Source organism: Endozoicomonas numazuensis (assembly GCF_000722635.1).
GTDB lineage: Bacteria > Pseudomonadota > Gammaproteobacteria > Pseudomonadales > Endozoicomonadaceae > Endozoicomonas_A > Endozoicomonas_A numazuensis.
In genome coordinates this window covers 1,459,094-1,483,165 of sequence record NZ_JOKH01000001.1, presented here as the reverse complement: position 1 = coordinate 1,483,165, position 24,072 = coordinate 1,459,094, and the positions used below count along the sequence as shown (strand labels likewise).

The window sequence follows — 24,072 nt, the reverse complement described above, 5'->3', positions numbered from 1 at the left end:
CACTAGGAGGCTGACCGAGAATAGCGTCCGAGCATAAAATTCAGTAGAACGAGTCAGCTTTTTCACTGAATTTGTGCGAATAGTTGACCTATTTAAGCAAATTCAGTGGAAAAGATGGCCGCTCTTTCTGGATTTTAGGCCGGGCTGTCTATTCTCGGTCAGCCTCCTAGTATTTAATTGTCGGGTAAAGCTTCGCCAGCTTTATCCGAGCATCTTCTGTTGTAAACCTCCACTCCATCTTGCTGTTGATGCTGTTGCGCTGTGACGCCCAGGCCGAAACTTCTGTCCTCAAGGTACCCTGATCAGGTATCCGCCGACTCAAGCATTGACGACTGAGTATGCTTAACTCGATCTCTGCCATGTTTAGCCAACTGCCATGCTTGGGCGTGTAATGAATCTCCAGTTTATTGGCAATACGGTGCGCTTCTTCTGGTGGAAATGCTTGTACAAAGACGCTGGTGTGTGAGTATTCAGGTTATCCATTACCAGGTAGATGACGTATGCATTGGGGTAGAGGACATCAACCAACTGTTTGATTTGGTGAGCCCAGTCACAGGCTGTTCGGGTGTCAGTGACTTCAACGTGTCGCCAGCCATCCAGAGGGGCAAAAAACATAAATAGGGCGCTGACACCGTTACGTTCATATTCATTGTCAAATTTCTCGGGCTGCCCCGGCTTCATAGGGATTGGGGTTCTGACTTCCTTAACCTGCTGCTTGCTGCTCTCATCCATACAAACCAGAGGGCGAAGTGGATCGTAAGGCTGTTTGTAAACATCCAGCACTCGCTCCATAGCGTAAACAAACTCTGCATTCTCTTTCTTGGGAATACACCATTCCTTTTTCTGCCAGGGTTTCAATTCGTTTTTTTTAACTCTCGCCCGATTGTTTGGCTTGAAATGGTGTCGACGTAATTCAGTTCAATCATACGATCGGCAAGAAGCTTTAACGTCCAACGGGAGCAGCCTTCAGGAGGTTCAGAACAAGTCAGGGCTACAAGCTGTGCTTGCTGGACTCCCTGGAGCTTTCGAGGGCGGGCTATACCATTGCGTTTGCTGTTTACAGCAACTTCCAGCCCCTCAAGCACACAGCGCTTTCGAGTTCTTTGCACGGTTTTTGTTGTGACACCACTGGTTTGACTGACTTGCAGCTCTGTAAGTTTTGGTCCATTTTCGTCCAAAGCCAAAATGACTTGGGCGTGAATGCGTTTGTGTTTTGCAATGTTGTTTTGAAGAATGATGTCCTTGAGCTGTTGTTGCTCAGCGGGGGATAAGAATATGCGATAACGAGCTGGCATGGATAAAGTCCTGAACTGTGTCAGGAAAGAATGCCAGAATGGGAAATTCTGGCATTGTCATAAGACAAGTAATTTGTTTTTTTTGTACTAGGCGACAAGTGAGCAAAGCCCTGTGAGCCTACAACCTGTGAGCCTACAACCTGTGAGCCTACAAGTAGTAGGTGATCTAGTAGGTGATCAGGGTGAGCGAACGCTGGCAACAACGTAGCATCTTGAAAGGCGATGGGTATACAAGGCGCGGTTTGCCTGCCAGGGTACCATAGGACTTATTCGCACCTTCCCTTGGTTTTATTGTCTCAGGCACGTCACTTTCTGTCTTTGCCAGACTATGATCACTCTCGCAATACATAAAAAATAAGTAAATTTAAATCAATTATTTTTTATCCTTTTTTTTCAACAAGTTAAGAGACTTTACCATCGAAGTAATAGGAGTTGATGCCATTTTTTACAGCCGATAGATTATTAAACATCATCCAGATCGGATGATTGTTAACCCAACGTCAGACAAGAATAACAAGGTAGACGACTATGGCTAACGCATCGACATTGGAGCTTTCCTATCTGGAAAAGCCCACCAACAACGATCTCAAACACATCGATGGCGATCTTGGCCTGCCGGTCATTGGTAAAACCATTCCTCTGGTCAATGATTTTTATAACGTTGTGGATGAGCATTATAAAAAATATGGCCCCGTCTCAAAACTGGGGCAGATCGGCCAAAACGTTCTGCTTTGCGTCGGTGCCGATATCAATAAACAGATATTACTGGATACCGACAAGAATTTTTCCAATGCCAAAGGCTATGAAGACACCCTGGGGCAGTTCTACGACGGCGGACTACTTCTTCAGGATTTTGACCAGCATAAATCTCAGCGACGCATGTTTCAGACTGCATTCAAATTCGACACGATGCAGCATTATGCTGGCACTCTGAATCAAACTATCAGGGAAAGCATAGAAAAATGGGACACAATAGACGACTTCCGTTTCTTTCCTAATATCAAGGAAACCCTGTTAGATGTTGGTGCTCAATTGTTTCTTGGCATCACCGACTTCAAGGGGGATGAAGCCAAACGGATGTCTAATATCTTCATCGAGATTACCGACGGTCTGATTGGCGTGGTTCGAGTCGACTCTCCTCTGCTTCCTTTCACTAAGTGGCGAAAAGGCAAACAGGCCAAACGTTACATGCAGCGCTATCTGATTGGCAAAATAGAAGAACGCCGTAACGGAGATGGCAAGGATATGTTCAGCCTGATCTGCCGGGAAAAAGATGAAGACGGCCACTATTTCAGTGACGAAGTCATTGCCCGCCACATTAACTTTTTGCTGTTTGGCGCCCACGATACAACAACCTCAAACCTGAGCTATATCATGCAACACCTGGCTCAGAATAAAGACATTCTGGACAGGGCTCGTCAGCAGTCACTGGAAACAGGCAAAGAAGAGCTGGACTTCAAGGATCTGAAAGGCATGACTGAGCTGGACAATATCCAGAACGAAGCACTCAGATTACACCCTGCCGTAATGATGTATACCCGCAGGACCATCAGGGATTGTGAAATCGGCGGTGTACACGTACCTGCCAATACCGTTCTGAATATCCCCCCCCAGTACACTCACATGATGGCAGAACACTGGGACAACCCTGAGAAATTCGACCCCGACCGTTTCTCTCCTGAACGGGCAGAACACAAACGACACTCACATCAGTTTGTACCTTTTGGTGGCGGTGCTCACAAATGTATAGGCATGAACTTTGCCCAGATGCTGGTGAAGTGTTTCATGCATCAGATTCTGCTGAAATACGACTGGGATGTGCCTGCTGCCTATAACCCGGAACACCAGGCCTTTCCATTACCTAAACAGCAGGATGATCTGCCACTGACTCTAAAAAGAAGAAAATAAATCATCGATTACCACTGTCTTGTAAGTCAACGTTTTCAAACCTGGCTTATAAGGCAAACTGTGACACCTTTCCTACCCTATACTGCCCTCATAGTGTCAACTACTGCGTACTGGTTCTGTCTAGGAGGCTGACCGAGAATAGACAGTCCGGCCTAAAATCCAGAAAGAACGGCCATCTTTCCCACTGAATTTGCTTAAATAGGTCAACTATTCGCACAAATTCAGTGAAAAAGCTGACTCGTTCTACTGAATTTTATGCTCGGACGCTATTCTCGGTCAGCCTCCTAGGGCACGCTCACAATAAGTAGTTTCCCCCCTGAATATGCAGAAAGGCAGATATCATAATAGAAAACCACCTAGCAATAAGAATCAGGCCAATGTCATCAAAAAGAGAACCCGTATTTTACCTGGATCTATTACGCGTTCTGGCGGCAATCGCTGTGATCGTTATCCATGTAATGGGACCCTATCGTGACCTTTATGGGCAAATCCCCATGTCGGACTGGCTCACGGCGGTTACTTTTAACAGCTTTTCACGATGGTGTGTGCCCATTTTCATCATGATCACCGGGATGCTGTTTCTATCGGACAAACGCCCTTTTGATCTGGATTACTTTCTGAAACGCAGAGTGATGAAAGTTCTGGTGCCCTTTCTTTTCTGGGCCGTTTTTTATTCGTTTCTGACTGGGCTGACTCCCACTTTTGATTATGAATGGACAAAAGCCTTCGAAACCCTGAGAACACTGCCCTATGAAAGTACCTGGTATCACCTGGGCTTTTACTACTATTTTATTCCCTTGTACTTTGTCATTCCTTTTTTAAGACTTGCTGTCCACACGACATCAGATGATCTGATTAAATTTATGGCCGGGATCTGGTTGTGGCTGACATTCAGTTTCTTAATCAAGATTCAAACCTTCTGGCATATCAACACACTACTGTACGGCGGCTATTTGATCTGGGGCTATTGCCTTGCCAAATACGACACACGTCGATATCAATCATGGATTATATTGGGTGGTGTTATTGGATTGGCGCTCACTTTAGGAGGCACTCTCTGGCTCAGTACCGATAAAGGAATGTATTCTTCAGGCCGGTTCAACTCCTATAAAACGATTAATACCGTTCTTGTTGCCACTATGATCTTTTGCATGGCTAAACACTATGGCGACAAGATTCAGGGAAAAAGTAAACAGATTGTCTCAATATTAAGCCGTTACAGTCTGGGGATATACCTCGTCCACCCTCTTATTCTGTGGCCTGTAAGAGCCTATGACCTCTACCCGGCAAGCGCCATTATCATGATTCCATTCTGGACAATACTGGCCTTGCTGGGAAGTACCATACTGGTCTGGCTACTCAGTCGAAATCGACTGACACACTGGATGGTGCCTTAACTTACTGACAGGTGCCGTAAGGCACCTATTCCTCTTCCTATCCTTTTATTCTCAAACGCCAACAACTCACAACAAGACTTACGTACATGTACATATATCTAAAACAAAAAAAAGCGAACCCTATGATTTAATCACAAGCGATTAAGACGAGCTTTAAAACTTCTTTCACTTTGTCGCTGTAAATTAATAAGAATAAACCAGGAAATAACTGTAGTGTCCAAACTATAAAAAATAACAAAACCATTATTAAACAATAAAAAGAAACTGTTCTATCTACCCTGGGTGACAGATCCGGTCTGGAATACTACAAATACGAGGGTTCAAACAGGAAATAAAAGAGCACGCAACTTAATGTGATCGGGATAGGGCGTAGCCTCACGGCTACGCTCCTCCCACAACACCACAGCATACGGGTCCGTACTGGGCGTTTCGGCCAGTTAAGCGACCAACAACCTGATCAAACCTTCTTCAGGTTATTGGGATGAGCGATGCGTGCCATCAGGCTTGCATCGCTTGCCGGGCTTTCGTAATCCTGTGATGCCGACACAACCTCAGCCCTCATAACGTCGCAGCCTCCGGTTCCGCCGTGACCACTTGGCATGAGTTCCAGTGTTTGCTGGATTTGTCTGCGTCCGGTGTATCGAATAACAGAAACTATTCACCACTCTGTACCGTTCAGGCCTTCACTGACATTCGCCAGCTACTATGCCGTCTGCTGACTTCTGTATGGCGATCAGACCACCTTACGATAGCCTCAGTCCGAAATATCAGACACCACACAGACCTCCCGAGGTAAGTCACACCGCCTTCGCCGCACAACCGCCAGATCTACTGCCTGAGTGTCCGGATGAGTATGGACTTCGTCATCATACGCTGACTCGTCCTCACACAGACAGCCTCATATCTGGTTTCTGTTCGTCGGCTCGCGGTTTTGCTCCACACTGCCTTCAGCCTGCACCTCACGATACAAACCTTGTGCTTCGCTAGTCCTTCGCCCTCATCTGGCTGGACAGGGGACTTTCACCCCCAAGCTGTGTGACATGCTCGGCACACATTTAAACCGCCTGTTTTGATCAGGCGGTTTTTTTAATGAGAACAGATATTCACCACAACAGACTTATTAGATCCGGAGCAAACAGGGCAATCATCATGACGAAGCCTGAAACAAGGTTTGCAGGGCCCGAATTGGCTTCTTTCGTCTCCGGTGTGGGTGAAGGAACGGGTGTATCTGAAGGAACGGGTGTATCTGAAGGAACAGGTGTATCTGAAGGAACAGGTGTATCTGAAGGAACAGGTGTATCTGAAGGCAACACAGTCATACTGGACGAGGTCGTGAATGTCGTTGGCTCAATATAGGTGGCTTTGCTGCACTCGATACCATCATTGAATTCCAGCGGTGCACCACTTGATGAAGGATAACCGACACATCGCAAGCCTTCAGGATGAATACTTCCCCATACATTTTTATTACTGGATGATCTCAGGATAAAATCCGGATGAAAAGCAAACCCGCTTTTGAAACCACCAGTAAGAGAAACAGCCTGAATTTGAGGATAATGAATCGTTTTGCGTGTGCTTTTAACTTTATTAGCAAACGCCAACTTCATTCCAGTGAATGCTCCCTCATCAGGAACTGCTACCTTAATATTCTTGAATTGATAGCTAAAGGGTGAGCCTGCTTCCCCCAGATATCCACTGTTCCACTGAATAACCGTGCCCTGCCCACCCGTGTTCACTAAAGACTCATTTAACATGCAAACATAGCGGGTGGTATTAAACTCAAACTGTCGTGACCCTGCTTGCCCATGCTCAAACTCATACTGGTTATAAAAAGTCCGCATGCCAGAGAAATTCCCCGCAATTTTGACCAAATGATTAGCTTTTCCTGAGTGATCAATAATCCTGCTATAAGTTGAAAACAGGAACCCCCAACCGGGACTGCACATAGGCTCACTATCATCACACCCTATAGTTATAAGACCTTTCTGACTCTTATTCGATTCACCCCGTCGAACAGTCAGCCGTCTCAAGTACGAATTTCCTGAAATAACCAGCGAGTGTTGATTCGCCTCTCCCCCTTCAAGAATGATCTCTGTGGTCGTTCTTCCCTCTCCCAGATAAAAGCGCTCGCCAAAAGGTTGAGTCGACTCATTACCGTCAAGAATGTCAGCAGAGCCAGAGCCATATACTGGAATGAAAATGTCCGGGTCCTTGGAATAAACCTCTTCGAGCAAAGGTCTGATGCTGCATATTCTCGCATCTTTAAGTTTCAGTGATTTATTGATGACATACTCATCATCAAACAACATGATCTGACCGTGCCATTGACTGTTTTCATCCAAGTGTCTTATCAGATCATTAGTATCAGCGGGTATAAACAGTGGTGGCGAACTTCCCAGATTACAAGAACGCCAGATTTCAGACCGGTATTTTTCCAGAAACCCAATTATTTCCTGATAATAGGGGAGCGATGTATTCAACTTCCAGACCCAATGTTGCCGTTTTACCCGAGCGCCCTTTTGTAATCCAAGCTCCTGTTTTTTTCTTTCCAGCTGCTCGACCAGCTCAGGAGCATTATTGGTCTGCTGAACACCCAGCTGCAATGCCTCCAGGCTCAAAGCTACGTCATCTTCAGGAATCTCCACTGAATAACCATTGCGTAAGCAACACATACCCAGTAACAATATGAAAACACAGGGGATTACTGACCGACTCAAAACACCCCGAAAAGAACAAATGCCCCTTGCCTTTTGGCAGCCTCTCAACACACTAAAATTAATCATCATTAATACTTATTTTTTAATCGTGAGATTTACTATAGTGACCTCTATCCACTTTGCAGGAAAAATCAATCGATAAAAGTCGAGCCAGCCTGGGGAAGGTAAAAAGGAGAAGATATGAAAGGTTCTGTAAAAGCGCAGAAAAGTGAACAATATACCCATTGGATTTCAAGATGCTACTAGGCGACAAGTGAGCGAAGCCCTGTGAGCCTACAAGCAGCAGGTGATCTAGGAGGCTGACCGAGACTAGCGTCCGAGCATAAAATTCAGTAGAACGAGTCAGCTTTTTCACTGAATTTGTGCGAATAGTTGACCTATTTAAGCAAATTCAGTGGAAAAGATGGCCGTTCTTTCTGGATTTTAGGCCGGGCTGTCTATTCTCGGTCAGCCTCCTAAGTAGGTGATCAGGGTGAGCGAACGCTGGCAACAACGTAGCATCTTGAAAGGCGATGGGTATAGCCGCCTGAAAATCAGGCGGCCATACCCATCAGTTTACTGCTTGCAACTGTTTCTCCCGGGCCTGAGTCATCTGATCCAGATAAGCCAGAATTTCCTGGGTATTAGACCTTGGGTCTTTGATTCTTTCTCTATAAACGTCAATGACCAGTTTCTGAACTTTAGGATTTTCAGGATCAGCCATCCAGGCCCAGTCGGCAACATGACTGGCCAGGATTATATCGGTAGCAATCAGTGTATTCCCCCGATCCACCAGGGCATTTATCCCACCGGCAAGATTAGCTATCTCGGAACTCTGACTGGACAGAGAAGCCGGCGTCCAGTTGGAAGGAACATCATCCCACCAGCCGGTGTACTGTTTGAGCAGCATTTTTGAAACGTCTTTCGGACTGACGTATTTAACCGCTAATGTCGGATGGCTGGACAAGCCTTCAGGTAGCTCAATGCTATCGACAATCAGATCTTTGCGAATCCCTTTATTCAAACCATCCAGGGTCTGTTCGGTGATGCTTTCAAAAGCTTCAGCCAGCACCGTAAAGTTTTCCTGAATCTGAGCTTGGTTGACGATAGGAGCACCGTGCGCAGGCAAAAGGTATTCAGGGTTCAAATCTGCCATTTCTCTCATGGCAAAAGCCCATTCTTCTACATACCGCTGAGCCCGCTTACCGTTTCCGACGTTGGGTAAAAAGCCCTGATAGTAATCGGCACTGGCCAGTGCTTTACGGCCTGGAACCCAGACATAAAGCTGATCGTCTGTTTCTCCTTTACGATGCTGCAGCACAAACTTCTCTCCACCTACTTCAATTTCCAGACGATCCCTGAAAGTCTTGGTAGGCCAGACAATGTCTTCTTTCTTTTTGGGCAGTTCATCATAAGGCTGACTCATGTACTTAGAGAAGGAGCCGGGCAATTTCAGGTAGCGTTCAAAACGGGGAATGATATTTTCCTGAGCAATGATCTGGGCATTGGGACTGTCTTCCACCAGAGGACGGGTACCATAAGCATGATCAACATGTCCGTGGGTAAGAATAATGGTGTGAATCGGTTTATCACTGACACTGCGAATCACTTTCAGAATGGCAGGACCCGCAGGGGCCATGCCTGTATCCACGACCACCAGCCCTTCATCCGTTTCAAATAACGCAGCATTAACAATCGGCATGCGAATCAACCACATTTTACCCCCTGCCCTGTCCCCTACCGGCTCAATGGTTGTCATCTCGATAGCGTCATCAATGGCAGGCTGAAAATCTTCTCCAAACATGTGCTGGGCAACGTTTCTGGAGAAAGAACCGCCAAACCCGCCTCCTTCCATAACACGTTTGATCAGCTCCGGATTTTCTATCAACAGCTGGGTACGGACATCACCATCCGCTGCTTTTTCTGCCACGGTGGTAAGAACACTTTTCCTGGCGCTGTCCGCTGCCTGATTCACTGTGTTGGCAGCATCCGTTTCTGACAGCAGCATACCTGCTCCCGTGAACACAACTGCTGTAGCTGCATAGCCCAGCAGAGACTTGAACTTGGCCATATCACTTAACTCTCGGTTAATTCATGAATACGTTTTAACCAGTTCACAACAATGAGTGACTCACTGATGACAGCTGAACCTTCCGGGGTTTGATTAATTCTTTTCAGTTGAACATACACAGACAAATCAGCCATGGTGAGATGGTCTGCTACCAGAAATGGCTGCTTTCCCAGCATGGACTCCAGAGCATTGACGTGGGACTTCAGGTCTTTTTGCAGTTGCTCTGTGGACCTTCGGCTGGTTCCCTGACGATTGAGAATACCTTTCACCCCATTCACAACCAGCGGCCCCACCAGCCAGCGCAGCCAGACGGGATCATGAGCGAGCAGTAAAGGCAGCATCGCTTTGCTATTTGTTTTAATCGCAAAACGAAAATACATCTCCATGAAATAGAGACTTTCATCCGCCCAGTCTTCCAACACATGGATAAGTGCTGACTCATCGGCAGAGTCAGAGTAAACGGGCTTGTCAGGATATTGTTGCTCAATGAAACGGCAGATATCGGTCGAGTCCGTGACGGTTTGCTTTCCAGACACCAGGACAGGAACTTTACCGGCCGAATTAATTCGACGAATACGGGTTATGGTTGAAGCACCATAATTCACCGACTCATAGGGAACATTTTTATAGTGCAGCAAAAGACGAATTTTCTCGCAAAAAGGAGAATCTTCCATCTGGTGTAGGTGCATCATGGTTTATGGCTCAATGTATTTATCATTATGGTTACAGCCATTTTTCTCTCTCAGAGCAGAGAGAATCGGGCAGCTTCTGACAAGCTGCCCTTTACCGGATCAGCCCTGGAACATACTCAGGAAACCCAGTACAGATGGAATCGATAAACGACCACCGTCCAATTCAATATCAGCAGTGGCCAAAGCACCTGGCAGGCTGCGATCACCGGCCATGATTTCCAGCCAGACTTCAGAGGTTGTGGTCATGCTGTTATCAGGACTGGCAATCGCTTTATCCTTGATAATGGCCACGCCTTTTCTAACATGAATGGTGTAGGACTCATTGGTGTCAGTGAAATTAATCACCATGGTTTCATCGGTTTCCAGGCTCTTCTCAGGATTCAGATTCACCGCCAGAGATTCGATAAAGCCACGAACTGGCATAGCTTTGATCAGCTTGTTGGCAGACTTTTCCATCTGCTCAACAGGCATTTCTACACCCCGGAGTTCAGCCGCTTCAGTCAGGTAAATATCTCGTGCATTCGAGTTATGCATTGCGTAGCCCAGCTGGGTAGCGGACTCGGCACGCAACTCTTTCACCACTTTGTCGTCAGGCTTCAAACGCAGCAAATGGTCGGTCAGCTTCAGTACCCAGTTGTAGTTTTTCTGGTCAAATGCTTCCTGGGCTTTTGCCAGCAACGCATCTTCACCTCCAGCCAGGTCTGCCATCTGCTGTGCGGTTTTATCCGGTGAGGCTGGCAACAGGGTCGATACATTGGAGTCATACCAGCCAAGGTAGCCAGAAAAGATATTACGAACAGCCCATTCCACTTTTCCGTAGTACTCAAACAGATAAGGGTGGTTGGCAAGATGCTCAGGCAGCTTCACCTGTTCCACGAGTTCGTCAGGCGTCAGTCCCTTATTGATCAAACGGATGGTCTGATCATGAACGAACTGAATACCGTCACGGTAAGCCGTCAGAATTTCCTTAACATTTTCTTTGCCTTCTACCGGCAGGGTGTGGCTGGGTGCCAGGAACTCAGGCTCAAACTCCAGCATGGTGTCTACCGACTCGTACCATTTTTTGATATCACGGTAGCTGGTGCCACGCAGGGTATAAAGGTTAGGGAATGACTTGTAGACATTGTCACCGGGCATGATGACTTTCTGGTCCGGCAGCCAGACAATAATCTGGTCGTTGGTTTCACCAGCAACGTGCACCAGCTCCAGATTAACACCGGCAATGTTCAGTTCTGCCTTATCTGAGAAAGTATGGGTAGGCGGAATAACGTCGGCATGATTACCTGGCTCAATGGTTTCCATCTCGGTAGCCAGACCATAGTGAACAAAACCTTTGTCGCCTTTCTCCAGCAGCGCACCAATCATACGATTACTGCGAGAACCAATGGCAGGAGCCAGAACGTTAACTACACGGTTGATATAGTACTGCGTTGTATCATGAGCCCAGATCTGGATATCTTCCGGGTTTTCTTCCCCTTCAACAAAACCGGGACCACCAAAGACATGGTCACCGTGGTTGTGGGTATAAACAATTGCCTTGATCGGTTTATCGGTAATTTCACGAAAAGCCGCTTTAACCTTACGGGCAGACTCAACCGATGCCATAGCATCGACAATTATGATGCCATCCTCTCCTTCCACCATAATGGAATTGGCACCACCGAAACCAACAGCCTGATAAACGCCATCGGTTACTTTGTAAACTTTTTCCTGCATCTCAGGAAGAACGGCTTTCATAGCCGGGTGAACCGTTTCTGAAGAAGAAGTGTTCGCGGAAGCAGCTGAAGCACTACTGCTGGTCTCGGCTGAATCATTACAACCTGTCAGCAAACCTGTTGCTAAAAGCGCTGCGGCCAATGATGTAGGGATAAGAAAACGACGCATGTACAAACCCTGTAATACTTATTATTTTGAACACTTTTCATCCCGTTAGAGATGAAAATCGGTGTTTTGACCCTGATCAAAAAATAAACCAATCGGCTTAATTCTTGTCGCCAAGGATGACACGGCATCGTCCTTGCGACATAGTCCATTTGTTCCATTCTTCGGGCAGAGTTAATCACCCTTCTTAACTCTTTCCAACCCTTTACATTGTCTGTGGCTAAAAAGCCGGGCTTTTCAATACAACAGTCATAGGCTTGGACCATGTTTGCTGTACCAAAATCAAAAGGCAGTCCTTTCGATCGTTCAATACTGGCTTTAAAGTCCTCTGCATTGTTGCCAGCTAAACCTGCTGGCGACATCAGAATAAGAGCATCATGTTGAATATTGTGAAGGGGGTTCATCAGCAGCACAAAGCCACCACCAAGAGAGTGCCCCATGAGGTAGAGCGGTGGCTGGAAAACCTCTTTTTTGATGTCGAGATTCTAACCCTGAGTGCAGGTAGTTACGGTATACATAGAGCAAGGGCTCCTGCAGCCAGATGACTGCATTAGCCACCCAACCAGATTCCTTATCTCCAAAACGCCTCTCCAGCATACCGTGAGCAGAGGAGACAATAAAAAGCCCCAACGTCAGGGAACAAACAGCAACACCCAACCTTAACTGCGCCATTACTTCTTCTGTATTGTTGTGGGTACTTATTTATCTAGATTAGTTTGTTACTGGAAAGATTTGACTGTGACACTTGAAAACAGCCCGTCAACTGGCCATTCAAATTGCAGCGAAGCTAACTGGAATAGATGAGTTCACCCGTATGCAGGAAGCTTACGGGTGAATCAGCTTAGGGCTAAGTACCGTAAACCTTCTGAGCAGGTACCGCTTCTTCAATCAGAGAAGCAACCGCTTCACCCATCTCAGCAGCTTCCCAACGTGCACCCTTGTCCTTCTGTGGACCCTGGCGCCAGCCATCGGCTAAGGAAATCTTGCCACCTTCCACTTCGAACAGTTTGCCAGAAACATGCTTAGACTCTTCAGAACCCAACCACACCACCAGTGGTGCAACGTTTTCAGGGGCATAGAAGTCAAAACCGTCTTCCGGCTTTTTCATCATGTCGGCAAACACGTCTTCAGTCATACCCGTACGAGCCGCTGGAGCCAAACCATTAGCTGTGATGCCATAACGAGCCAGTTCAGCAGCCTGTACCAGAGTCAGAGACGCGATACCGCCTTTAGCAGCGGCATAGTTAGACTGGCCAATAGAGCCCTGCAGGCCTGCACCGGAGCTGGTATTAATAATACGAGCACTGACTTCTTTGCCACCTTTAGACTGTTCACGCCAATATTTAACGGCATTGCTGGCAATGCAGAAATGACCTTTCAGGTGAACAGACATCACCCTATCCCAGTCTGACTCAGACAGACTGGCAAACATTCTGTCACGACACACACCGGCATTGTTGACGACAACATGCAGATCACCAAAGCTGTCGATAGCCTGCTTAACAATCTGGGCAGACTCTTCATAGTCGGTAATGTCATTAGTGTTAGCCACGGCAGTACCACCAGCAGCGACAATAGCATTTACAACCTCATTGGCTGCTTTCTCATTGATGTCATTGACGATGACCTTGGCACCTTCAGCAGCAAAGGCTTCTGCATAGGCTTTACCCAGACCACCGCCTGCACCGGTGATTATCACTACGCGATCTTTTACAAGCCCTTCTTTAGAAAGTGCCATTTTATTCTCCCAGTCTTTCAATAATCGTTACGTTGGCCTGACCACCACCCTCACACATAGTCTGCAAACCATAGCGGCCACCGGTACGCTCCAGTTCATGCAACAATGTTGTCATTAACTTGGTTCCGGTTGCGCCAAGAGGATGACCCAGAGCAATGGCACCACCATTCACATTGGTCTTCTCATGGGGATAGCCGGTTTCTTTCAACCAGGCCATGACGACGGATGCAAAAGCTTCGTTAATTTCTACCAGATCAATCTCATCCAGCGTCATACCCGCCTTGTTCAGCGCGTATTCAGTAGCACTGATAGGAGCGGTCAACATCCAGATTGGGTCTTCCGCACGAACACTGATGTGATGAACACGAGCACGGGGCTTGAGGTTGTATTTTTTCAGAGCCGCTTCAGACACCACCAGAACAGCAGAAGCTGCATCACAGGTTTGGCTGGAAACCGCAGCAGTCACCTTGTCACAACCAAACAGGTAATCCAGCTCGGCCATTTTTTCCAGAGAAGATTCTCTGGGTGTCTCATCCACTTCAACACCGTTAAGAGGAATAATTTCTTTGTTAAAACGACCTTCTTTGATGGCTGAGATCGCACGACGATGAGATTCCAGTGAGTATTCTTCCAGCTCTTTACGCGACAGATCCCATTTATCAGCAATCATCTGGGCCGATTTGAACTGTGTAGGTGGCTCTTCACCGTAACGCTCTACCCAGCCTTTTGATCCGGTGAACGGATCTTTAAAGCCCAGAGGCTCTGCGGCCATCATAGCGGAAGAGATAGGAATCTGGGTCATGGTCTGGACACCGCCCGCCACCACAACATCCATAGTGCCACTCATAACGGCCTGGGCAGCAAAGTGCACAGCCTGCTGAGAGGAACCGCATTGACGATCTATCGTAGTACCAGGCACTTCCTGGGACAGGCCGGCGGCCAGCCAGCAGGTGCGGGCAATATCACCGGCCAGAGGGCCAATGGTATCAACACAGCCAAAGACTACATCATCATATTCGTTATCAGGAATACCATTACGCTCAACAATGGCCTTCAGTACATGAGCACCCAGATCGGCACCATGGACATCAGCCAGACCACCTTTACGACGGCCGGTGGGAGTACGAATGGCATCAACTATATAAGCTTCTGGCATTGTTATTATTCCTTGAACAGCCATGAGCAGAAAGTGCAGCTCAACCCAACGCGGAATATAGCTACAGAGCCCAAAAAAGCTGCATTTTCATAGTAAAAGCTGCCGGAAAAAATTCCGGCAGGCTTATCAATTTACAAAGCTGTTACCGGCTCCCAGCAGAGCACCTTCTGCCAGAAGGCTGTCCTTGACCCGTTTCTTGTGGAAACCCTGGCTGCCATAGCTGGCATCCAGTGCCCAGGCACGCTTCATGAAAATATGCAGATCCACTTCCCAGGTATAACCCATGGCACCGTGTACCTGAATACCATTTTTGGCACCCAGCAGTGCTGCTTCAGAAGTGGCCAGCTTGGCATGAGAAACACTTCTGCCTGCTGTTGAGAGACCTTCGGCAATATCATAAGCAGCACGATAAAGAGGCGCTTTGGCGAATTCGATCTTCACCGCTACGTTGGCCATATGATGCTTAACCGCCTGGAAAGAGCCTACTGGCTTACCGAACTGCTTTCTCTCGTAGGTATAATCTACAGACAGGTCCACAATTCTGCGTGCCAGTCCAAGCTGCTGAGCTGCAGCAGCAAGAGCGCCGCGATTCAGCGTTGCTTCCCAGAGCTTTTTACCCTCTTCTTCATTCGCCACCAGAGTTTCAGCAGACGGCGTCCAGGTCACTTTATAAAGCTTACGACTGGGGTCTACTGACTCATTAAGTAGCAGTTCTACCTGCTCAGATGGAACGGCATGCACTTCATTTCCATTAGGCAGTAGCAGCAAGTCTGCAATATGAGCGTCTGCCACCAGAGGGTTATTCTGATGACCTACAGCCACAGTGGCTTTGCCTTCAGCGATACGTGGCAACCAGCTCTCTTTGAAATGCTTTTGCTCATTACCCAACGAGTTGATCAGAGGTACTGCTACCAGAACCGTATCAACCAGAGGCTCGGCCAGAGCGACATAACCACACTCTTCTGCCAGAAGAATAAAGTCCAGCTCATTCATGCCCAGCCCCCCGAACGCCTCCGGGACTGTCATGGCGGTTAAGCCCAGTTCAGCCAGCTGATCCCAGAGATCACTGGAACGACCAGACTCTGTCGTCCATTGCTCACGAATGCGTTCTGGCGTTACTTCATTGGTAAGAAAGCTTTTGACACTGTCATGGAAGACCAGCTGGTCTTCATTAAAGGTAAAATCCATTGACTGAGCCTCCCTTATGCCCTGGGCATGCCCAGCATACGCTCGGCAATAATGTTACGTTGAATTTCGTTGGTTCCTGCATAAATAGGACCCGCCTGGGAGAACAGGAAGCCATCCAGCCACTTACCTACCTCACCCGCTTGAGGGGCATGAGGCCAGAGCTCGGCACGGGCATTAAGGATGCTCATGGCAGTTTCGTGCATTTTCTGGTCCAACTCAGACCAGAAGATCTTGTTAGTAGACGACTCAGGTCCAATCTTCCCACCTTTAACCAAACGGGAAGCCGTCATATAGGTCGTCTGGGTATAGGCTTCTGCATCCAGATAAGCTTTGATCACGGCATCACCAATGACCGGATCAATATCTGCCTCTTCCTGATTCGCTTTATAAAGTTCAACCAGACGACGGGCAGTTTCCTGAAAGCGTGCTGGCGAGCGAAGCATCAGGCCCCGCTCAAATCCAGCGGTCGACATAGCTACATGCCAACCCATGCCTTCTCCACCCAGAACGTTCTCGGCTGGCACCTTGACGTTATCAAAAAAGATTTCTGCAAAACCCGGCAGACCGTCCAATTGCTCAATAGGTCTGACCGTCACACCTTCAGCATCCAGCGGCACCAGAATAAAGGTCAGGCCTTTATGGCGGCTGGAATCAGGATCGGTACGGAAGATACCAAAGGTCCAGTCGGCCCAGACAGCACGTGTTGACCACGTTTTCTGACCATTAATCACGTAGTGATCACCGACTTTCTCAGCCTTGGATCGAATCGCAGCCATATCGGAACCGGCACCAGGCTCGGACCAGCCCTGTGCCCAGACTTCTTCACCGGTCGCCATCATAGGCAAAAAGCGAGCTTTCTGTTCTTCGGTACCGTACTCCATCAAGGTAGGCCCAAGCAGGAAGATTCCGTTCTGGTTTACCCTGGCCGGAGCATTGGCACGATAATATTCTTCTTCAAAGATCAGCCATTCGATCAGGTCACAACCACGACCACCGAGCTCTTCAGGCCAGGTCACCATACCCCATCGACCGTCGTTTAGCTTGGCTTCCCACTCGCGGTGTTGGCGAAAACCTTCGGAGGTATCAAACGATTTCAGAGGTTCAGAAGGCACATTGGCTTGCAGCCAACTGCGTACTTCTTCCCGAAAGGCTTTCTGGCTGTCCGTATAATTCAGGTCCATGTAATTCTCCTGCCTTAGCCCTGCTCTTTTTCGGTAGCAAAGGAAGCATCACGTTTTTCAACAAAGGAATCACGGGCTTCCTGGGAGTCCGGGGAGGTATAAGCCTCCAGGGTAAAGCCCTGCTCCGAGCGATACTTGTTTTCCAGATTACCGTCTTCAATACCCGTAAGGGCTTCTTTGGCAATCCTGATCATACGAGGGCTTTTGTCTGCGATCTTGGCCGCTATTTCCCTGGCGGTAATGCGAAGCTCATCCCTTGGCACCACTCTTTCAACGGCACCCAGGCGATGAGCTTCCTGAGCATCAATCATGTCACCGGTAAAGTACATGTAGCGAACTTTCTGAACCGGGAACATACGTTGCAGGTGAGCACCACCGCCCATGGCACCACGATCCACTTCAGGAACACCAAAACGGGCGCACTCAGAAGCCACAATAATGTCTGCAGCGCCAGAAATCCCGATACCCCCACCCAGCACGAAACCATGCACGGCCACAATAACCGGCTTGGGATTCAGGTGAATGGCTTTAAAAGTGTCGTAGTTGCCTTTGTTCACTTTTACAATAAGATTGTCGTCTTCTGCCAGTTCTTTGATGTCTACACCGGCACAGAAGCCACGACCTTCGGCAGCAACAATGATGACACGGACATCATCGTTCTCACCCAGGCCTTCAATTTCTGCCGCTATGTCTGCCCAGCCTTTACTGCTGAATGCATTAACAGGAGGGTGGTCAAATACCAGCTCAGCGATACCGCCTTCGATGGTCACTTTGTATGGTTTTGTCATTATTCTTTTTTTCCCCAGATGCTTCCTGATTCTTGGCTCTCTATGGGCTAAAGGCTTCTCAGGATACAAATTGACTCAATTTATTCAAACGTTCGTCGGCTTCCTGGACTATTTCCCGGATGAGCTCATCACAACTCACTAAACTGTTGATCACTCCAGCCACCTGTCCAGCAGGCAATACACCCTCAGCAGGCTTGCCGTCAACCATGGCTTTCTGAATAACCATGGGCGCATTGGCTGACATAATCGCCTGAGCAGCCGTTACATCGCCGGAGCCACGCATTTGGACAGCACTTTTCAAAAGCTGAAAAACACTCATGCCCGTATATTTTCGATAAGCCAGACCACTGGTCAGAGCCATAACAAGACGTTTGGCCCCTCCCGCACTTTCCAGCTTGCCCAGAAGTTCGTTGGTGATCATTCGCTGAGGCATGCCATCTATAGCTTTACTGATGATGACATTGGCAGGGTTGGTGGTGTTAACGTAACGATCCAGAGTTTTGGGCGGTACCGGACTGTCGCTGGTCATAAGAAAGCGAGTGCCCATGGCAATGCCTTCTGCACCCAGCGCCATGGCAGATACAAGACCACGACCATCTTTAAAACCACCGGCAGCCACAACTGGAACATCCAGAGCATCCACTACTTGAGGTAATAGAATGGATGTGGGTACAGAACCTGTGTGCCCTCCTCCTTCTCCACCCTGAACAGTAACGGCATCAGCCCCCATTTCGACGGCTTTGATCGCATGCTTGAGTGCCCCCACCGTCGGGATACAAACGACACCGGCTTCTTTAAGCCGGGCTATCATTTGTTTGCCCGGAGAGCGGCTGTAACTGACCGCTCTGACACCGTGGCGCACAACCATATCAACAATCTCACCCGCATTAGGCTGGTACATGTGAAAGTTGACACCAAAAGGCTTGTCAGTGAGCTTTTTGGTTTGGATGATGGCCTGTTCCATCTCCTGAGGTGGTATCGTAGCACCCGCCAGGAAGCCAAAGCCTCCGGCATTGCATGTTGCGGCCACCAGCTTTGGATCAGCTACCCAGCCCATAGCGGTCTGAATAATCGGGTATTCACACCCCAGTAATTCGGTCAGACGGGTCTTCAATTTCGACATCTCAGGCCTCCGTCTTCTCTTTATCTTTCTCCTGCTGCTTTTTATCAGCTGTGGGCCTCTGGGATTCCGCCATTGCTTTACCATCAAAGCCTGCCAGACGGTCACCAGAGACCATTTCATTATGTGTGTGAGCAAAATGGTGGAGACCGAATGCCATATCCATGGTAGTGCGTTTACCCATCAGGTCTTCTGCATTATTAATGACCTGCTTGGTCAACTGCAGCCCCAGGCGTGGCATTTTAGCGATACGATTGGCGACATCCAGCGTATCTTCTTCCAGAGTTTCACGGGTCACAACCTTGTTCAGCATACCCATCTGATAGGCACGATCGGCCGGCATCCGCTCTCCCAGAAACAGGAATTCCTTAGCAATACGTGGATTCAGTTCGTGTACGTGGGCAAAGTATTCCACACCGGGAATGCCCATGCGAACGACAGGGTCAGCATAAAAAGAATCGTCAGTGGCGATAATCATATCGCAGACCCAGGCCAGCATCAGACCACCGGCAACACAGGCTCCCTGCACCATGGCAATGGTCGGCTTGGGAATATCACGCCAGCGACGGCACATACCCAGATAAACTTCCTGTTCACGGGCATAAAGAAACTCGCCACCCGGTTTGTTTACATGGTCATACCAGAGATGCTTGCGATCGAAGGTTTGATCTACATCCCGCCCGGGCGTGCCAATATCATGACCGGCAGAAAAGTGCTTGCCCTTGCCAGCCAGAACAATGACCTTAACATTATCGTCATCCACCGCCTGCTTAAATGCAGCATCCAGTGCATAAGTCATGGCGGAGTTCTGGGCATTGTTGTACTCAGGACGGTTCATGGTAACGATAGCCACCTGATCACGTACTTCGTAGAGAACCACTGCTGGGCTATCGTTAGTCTTTTCTGTCATCGTCTGGATCTCCCGGAAATGACCTTTCATCTGCGAGGCTGGAACTGCTGGAGTCAGCCTGACTCCCCAGGTCATACCGCCTGATTGTTATTCTGATGGTTCAGTTCGGGCCTGAAATCATGATGTTTGCCTGAAATAACCCGAACAGAATGCAACAGGACTAAAAAATAACTGGAACAGTGACCGATTAAACCGGTTGAGGGAAGTGCCATCATCGTCCATCAAGACTAACGGACTCGGGGGGGTTGGGGAAGAAACAAACGAAAGTCAGATGACTTAAAAGCACTACTTTCAGGCCAGTGAACAGAGGTCACTGGCCCAAAAAGATACGGTCAGACCGTTGCAGGAGAGAGCGCTTCTGTCTTGTCCCACTCATCGGCCTGGTTGATCATTTTCTTGATCAACAGAGAAGCGGCCAGAGCCACTGCAACCATGATGACGGCCGCTACGGTTAGCATCATGAAGTAATTACCATAAACATTCTGAACAAAGGACTGAGTAATTTCCTGCCCTTTGTCCATCGCGATGGACCCCGAGATGACGGCACCTACGATTCCGCTGAGCGCAATAGCGACGGAATAGAGGGAAACAGAAAAACCTTCAATCTCTTTTGGCGTTACAGAAATTATAAAGGCCACCACCAGAGAACCGACAATCACCTCAGCAAAAGCCTGAAAGCCATGAATGACCAGAAATACATTCGGTGAAATGCTGACATCCGGACCGACGCTTCTGACTGCATGGGTCAGAATGCCGAAAGCCACAGCCGTCATCACAAAGGCAAAAGAGATTTTAGTAGCCGTAGTGAACTGAATACCACGCTTTTCAAGATTGGCAAACAACAGGGTAATCACAGGCCCCATGACAATACACCACAGTGGGTTCAGAGCCATAGCGGCTTCAGGTGCCAGTGGAATAAAGCCCAACAAATCACCCTTTAAGGTATTGATGGCCACAATGTTCATAGACGTCATCATCTGGCCATAGTATACAAAGAATGCCGTGGTCAGGACTGCCGTCATGACCAGAATAGCCACCATTCGCATCCCATCGGCCCTGCCTGTTTTGAAAATCAGGGAGACGTAGTACAACAATGCTGCACCGCCAATGGCATACACAATGTACTGCCCGGTATCCATATCGGAGAACATGAAGAACACCATACCCAGCATCGCCGCTGACAGAACCAGGAAGATTCCCATGTTTTTCGCACTGACAGGTTCCCTGTCAATGTCTTCACCCACACTCACCAGAGGTTTATGGAAGATCACCAGGGCACCTACAGCCAACGCAGCCATTACGGCTGAAAGTGTAAATCCACCGGCAAACCCGACCGTCAAAACAAAAATGGGGTACAGGTACTGCCCCAGCAAGGCACCTACATTATTGACGGAGTAATTAATCGGGTAGCAATTTTCAAAATCTTCCTGAGATTTGAAAGTCCGCTTATAAAGACTTGGATAAGAAGGAGACATCAGACCCCGGGCATAACTGGCAAGAGCAATACCCAACAAACTCAGCGGTACATTCAAAGAAGACGAACCCAACACCAGCAAAACATAACCTGCTGCAAAACAAATATAGGCAACAGTCAGGGCACGCTTCGACCCCAAAAACTTGTCGCAGATAATTCCGCCGGCAATGGCAAAAAGAGGGCCAATGGAAGAGAAGGCACCTACCACCATCATAGTATCGGCTTCGCTGTAACTCAGTTCTTCCAGAAAGAACCGGGTTAAAATGACCATCACGCCATAAAATGACAAGCCAAACATCATTTGGCAGAACATCATTGATTTGTTGAGTTTATTCCACATACCACTTCCAGAACTCTAAATAGCCAACCTATTGTTCATATATTCACCATCCAATACATTGACTCAGAGCACGGAATTCTGGATTCAGCTCATTCAAGGAAAAGATCCATACGCTTGTTGTGGATAATTGTGCGTACTTGCCTGTGGATAAATACATGCGACTAAGGAATAGTCCGTAAATAACTTCCTTATCTGACCAGCCCGGTGAGTTAGCACCTGCTGACAAACGTATTTACAGTATTCGGGATGTCACCGCTACGGTTGAATCCATAGACATGATTACGGTATTTATTCTCGCCAAGAAACTGGCAGAAGGACTGGACGCGCTGGTGATGGATATCAAGGTTGGCAGCGGTGCGTTCATGCCTACCTACGAAAAAAAGGCTCGAAGGTTTAAACCCAACTCAGTTTGAAACAACAGACTTTACTCCATTTCATACTTGCATGACATAACCGCAGGGATGCGGCCAGCAACAGTTATTTCTTTGGAATTAAACCGTGTCAGGCTCGGTTTCATATCTTCTTCTAGCCTTCTAGCCTTCTAACCTTCCCCCCCCTTATAATGCCATTCTCACAATCCAACCTGATCAGGTAGCAGTATGTCTAAAAGCGTGATTTGTGACATTGATGGCGTGATTCTGCATGACAATACCCTTATTCCGGGAGCTGATGAATTCATTCACAGTTTGCTGGACCGGGAAATTTCCCTGATCATGCTGACCAATTTCCCTTCCCAGACCGAAAAAGATCTGCAAAACCGCTTTGCTTCTGCTGGCATCAATATACCGGAAAGCTGCTTTTTTACTTCTGCCATGGCTACCGCTGAATTCCTGAAACGGCAGGAAGGCCAGAAGGCGTATGTTATTGGCGAAGGCGCTCTTGTTCACGAGCTCTATAAGGCAGGCTTTACCATTACCGATATCAACCCGGATTTTGTAGTAGTGGGCGAAACCAAAAACTACAACTGGAATATGATCCACACCGGTGCGAGGTTTGTCTCAGAAGGTGCGCGCTTTATTGCTACCAACCCCGATACTCATGGCCCCAATATGTCTCCCGCCTGTGGCGCACTGTGCGCGCCTATTGAACGCATTACGGGTAAGCAGCCATTTTATGTAGGTAAGCCCAGCGCCTGGATTATTCGTGCTGCTTTAAACAAAATGGGATCACATTCAGACAACACCATCATCGTGGGTGACAACCTGCGTACTGATATTCTTGCCGGTTTCCAGGCTGGACTCGAAACCGTTCTGGTTTTATCCGGAGTATCCAACCGGGCTGATATAGAACAAGTGCCTTTCAATCCCAACCATATTTTCGACTGTGTAGCGGATATTGATATTATCTGAGTTACTTTTCCTACACAGGAATAGTCCCGAAATAATTTCCTTATATGACCAACGCCCGTTCGGACTGAAGCTTGTCGAAGTTCAATGCCACCCCTTCGACAAGCTCAGGATGAACGGAGACCCAGTTTCAATAGGAAATTTATTTCGAAACCAATCCATAAAGCCCAGGCCACCGAATGTCCATATCTTATGAATCCATCATTATTCAGCTGATTCAACAGGACTCTGTGAGGATGAAGGCTCTGGACAGTATCCGCCTGCTGAACCTGCCCCAATGTTATCTGGCCGCCGGTTTTATTCGTAACCTGGTTTGTATATCGTTCAAATCAACTGGCCTCATGCACTCAACACACCAGAATCCAGATATCTCGGCAAAAGTGTTGTACTTTCTCCAGAAGGGAAAACTTTATTGAAACTCCCTGCCAACGAAGCAGGACTCGCTGCTTTTCAACTCGGCAGTTCAGAATATAAATGGTTTAGCTTAGGATAGGCAGCACTATAACAACGACAAATTGAGCCCTGACGATGAATTACCACGAAAAAATCAGCTATGTTGAGTTCCCCTCCAAAGATCTGAAAGTCACTGAACAGTTCTTCTCCACCGTCTTTGGCTGGTCTTTTGAGAGTTATGGGCCGGACTACATGGCTATTCACAACGCCGGGCTCGATGGAGGTTTTTTCAAGTCAAACCAGAGCTGTTCATCTGAGAATGGCAGTACTCTGGTGGTACTGTACAGTCATGCTCTGGAAGAAACTCAGTCAAAGATAGAAGCAGCGGGTGGCAAGATCATTCAGCCCACTTTCTCATTTCCGGGTGGGCGACGTTTTCACTTTTCTGACCCTAATGGTAATGAGTATGCTGTTTGGTCAAATGTCGATCTATAAAAC

19 protein-coding genes and 2 pseudogenes are annotated in these 24,072 nt (G+C 47.9%); 6 read left to right on the top strand and 15 right to left on the bottom strand.

The window, feature by feature from the left end; all coding sequences use genetic code 11:
• Nucleotides 1-166: 166 nt before the first annotated feature.
• Nucleotides 167-1,295, bottom strand: a pseudogene (locus GZ78_RS28790) (IS630 family transposase).
• A gap of 528 nt (nucleotides 1,296-1,823) precedes the next feature.
• Here GZ78_RS28790 and GZ78_RS06535 point away from each other — a divergent pair.
• Nucleotides 1,824-3,203, top strand: coding sequence for a cytochrome P450 (locus tag GZ78_RS06535; RefSeq protein ID WP_034833614.1), 1,380 nt, complete (start codon nucleotides 1,824-1,826; stop codon nucleotides 3,201-3,203).
• Between the two features lie 377 nt (nucleotides 3,204-3,580).
• Nucleotides 3,581-4,600: an acyltransferase gene (locus tag GZ78_RS06530; RefSeq protein WP_034833613.1), complete on the top strand. Its 1,020-nt coding sequence runs from the start codon at nucleotides 3,581-3,583 to the stop codon at nucleotides 4,598-4,600.
• A gap of 457 nt (nucleotides 4,601-5,057) precedes the next feature.
• Here GZ78_RS06530 and GZ78_RS29330 read toward each other — a convergent pair whose 3' ends face one another.
• The 14 genes from GZ78_RS29330 to GZ78_RS06465 all read right to left on the bottom strand — a co-directional run bounded on the left by GZ78_RS29330 (nucleotide 5,058) and on the right by GZ78_RS06465 (nucleotide 21,835).
• Nucleotides 5,058-5,201 (bottom strand): hypothetical protein, encoded by a 144-nt coding sequence (locus GZ78_RS29330; RefSeq protein ID WP_161787320.1) that lies wholly within the window; start codon nucleotides 5,199-5,201, stop codon nucleotides 5,058-5,060.
• 502 nt (nucleotides 5,202-5,703) lie between these two features.
• Entirely contained in the window at nucleotides 5,704-7,245 is a 1,542-nt protein-coding gene (locus tag GZ78_RS06525; protein ID WP_034833611.1) for a hypothetical protein, read from the bottom strand.
• A 622-nt stretch (nucleotides 7,246-7,867) separates the two neighbouring features.
• Nucleotides 7,868-9,367: an MBL fold metallo-hydrolase gene (locus GZ78_RS06520; RefSeq protein ID WP_034833609.1), complete on the bottom strand. Its 1,500-nt coding sequence runs from the start codon at nucleotides 9,365-9,367 to the stop codon at nucleotides 7,868-7,870.
• 5 nt (nucleotides 9,368-9,372) lie between these two features.
• A complete protein-coding gene (locus GZ78_RS06515) occupies nucleotides 9,373-10,059 on the bottom strand; it encodes a glutathione S-transferase family protein (protein WP_081869696.1) in 687 nt (228 codons plus the stop codon).
• Between the two features lie 99 nt (nucleotides 10,060-10,158).
• A complete protein-coding gene (locus GZ78_RS06510; RefSeq protein WP_034833606.1) occupies nucleotides 10,159-11,943 on the bottom strand; it encodes an alkyl sulfatase dimerization domain-containing protein in 1,785 nt (594 codons plus the stop codon).
• Entirely contained in the window at nucleotides 11,898-12,380 is a 483-nt protein-coding gene (locus GZ78_RS28785; protein ID WP_152558575.1) for a hypothetical protein, read from the bottom strand. Before GZ78_RS28785 ends, GZ78_RS06510 begins: the two co-directional genes overlap by 46 nt.
• 407 nt (nucleotides 12,381-12,787) lie before the next feature.
• Nucleotides 12,788-13,678, bottom strand: coding sequence for an SDR family oxidoreductase (locus tag GZ78_RS06500; protein WP_034833599.1), 891 nt, complete (start codon nucleotides 13,676-13,678; stop codon nucleotides 12,788-12,790).
• Between the two features lies 1 nt (nucleotide 13,679).
• Entirely contained in the window at nucleotides 13,680-14,834 is a 1,155-nt protein-coding gene (locus GZ78_RS06495) for an acetyl-CoA C-acetyltransferase (RefSeq protein WP_034833597.1), read from the bottom strand.
• 126 nt (nucleotides 14,835-14,960) lie between these two features.
• A complete protein-coding gene (locus GZ78_RS06490; RefSeq protein WP_034833596.1) occupies nucleotides 14,961-16,022 on the bottom strand; it encodes an acyl-CoA dehydrogenase family protein in 1,062 nt (353 codons plus the stop codon).
• A gap of 14 nt (nucleotides 16,023-16,036) precedes the next feature.
• Nucleotides 16,037-17,203 (bottom strand): acyl-CoA dehydrogenase, encoded by a 1,167-nt coding sequence (locus GZ78_RS06485; RefSeq protein WP_034833585.1) that lies wholly within the window; start codon nucleotides 17,201-17,203, stop codon nucleotides 16,037-16,039.
• Nucleotides 17,204-17,217: 14 nt separating this feature from the next.
• On the bottom strand, nucleotides 17,218-17,991 hold the full coding sequence (locus GZ78_RS06480) for an enoyl-CoA hydratase family protein (RefSeq protein WP_034833583.1): 774 nt from the start codon (nucleotides 17,989-17,991) through the stop codon (nucleotides 17,218-17,220).
• Between the two features lie 58 nt (nucleotides 17,992-18,049).
• On the bottom strand, nucleotides 18,050-19,114 hold the full coding sequence (locus GZ78_RS06475; RefSeq protein WP_034833582.1) for an NAD(P)H-dependent flavin oxidoreductase: 1,065 nt from the start codon (nucleotides 19,112-19,114) through the stop codon (nucleotides 18,050-18,052).
• Between the two features lies 1 nt (nucleotide 19,115).
• Nucleotides 19,116-20,021: an enoyl-CoA hydratase gene (locus GZ78_RS06470; protein ID WP_034834390.1), complete on the bottom strand. Its 906-nt coding sequence runs from the start codon at nucleotides 20,019-20,021 to the stop codon at nucleotides 19,116-19,118.
• 332 nt (nucleotides 20,022-20,353) lie between these two features.
• Nucleotides 20,354-21,835 carry a peptide MFS transporter gene (locus GZ78_RS06465; RefSeq protein WP_034833581.1) on the bottom strand — a complete coding sequence of 494 codons (1,482 nt, stop codon included), beginning with the start codon at nucleotides 21,833-21,835 and terminating at the stop codon, nucleotides 20,354-20,356.
• A 197-nt stretch (nucleotides 21,836-22,032) separates the two neighbouring features.
• On the opposite strand from GZ78_RS06465, the pseudogene GZ78_RS28170 reads away from it, so the two are divergent.
• The 4 genes and pseudogenes from GZ78_RS28170 to GZ78_RS06450 form a co-directional block, all read left to right on the top strand.
• A pseudogene (locus GZ78_RS28170) lies at nucleotides 22,033-22,215 on the top strand (thymidine phosphorylase); the annotation flags it as partial.
• A 219-nt stretch (nucleotides 22,216-22,434) separates the two neighbouring features.
• Nucleotides 22,435-23,184 carry an HAD-IIA family hydrolase gene (locus GZ78_RS06460; protein WP_034833580.1) on the top strand — a complete coding sequence of 250 codons (750 nt, stop codon included), beginning with the start codon at nucleotides 22,435-22,437 and terminating at the stop codon, nucleotides 23,182-23,184.
• A 176-nt stretch (nucleotides 23,185-23,360) separates the two neighbouring features.
• Nucleotides 23,361-23,597: a hypothetical protein gene (locus tag GZ78_RS30205; RefSeq protein ID WP_034833579.1), complete on the top strand. Its 237-nt coding sequence runs from the start codon at nucleotides 23,361-23,363 to the stop codon at nucleotides 23,595-23,597.
• A gap of 112 nt (nucleotides 23,598-23,709) precedes the next feature.
• A complete protein-coding gene (locus GZ78_RS06450) occupies nucleotides 23,710-24,069 on the top strand; it encodes a VOC family protein (RefSeq protein WP_034833577.1) in 360 nt (119 codons plus the stop codon).
• Nucleotides 24,070-24,072: the final 3 nt, after the last annotated feature.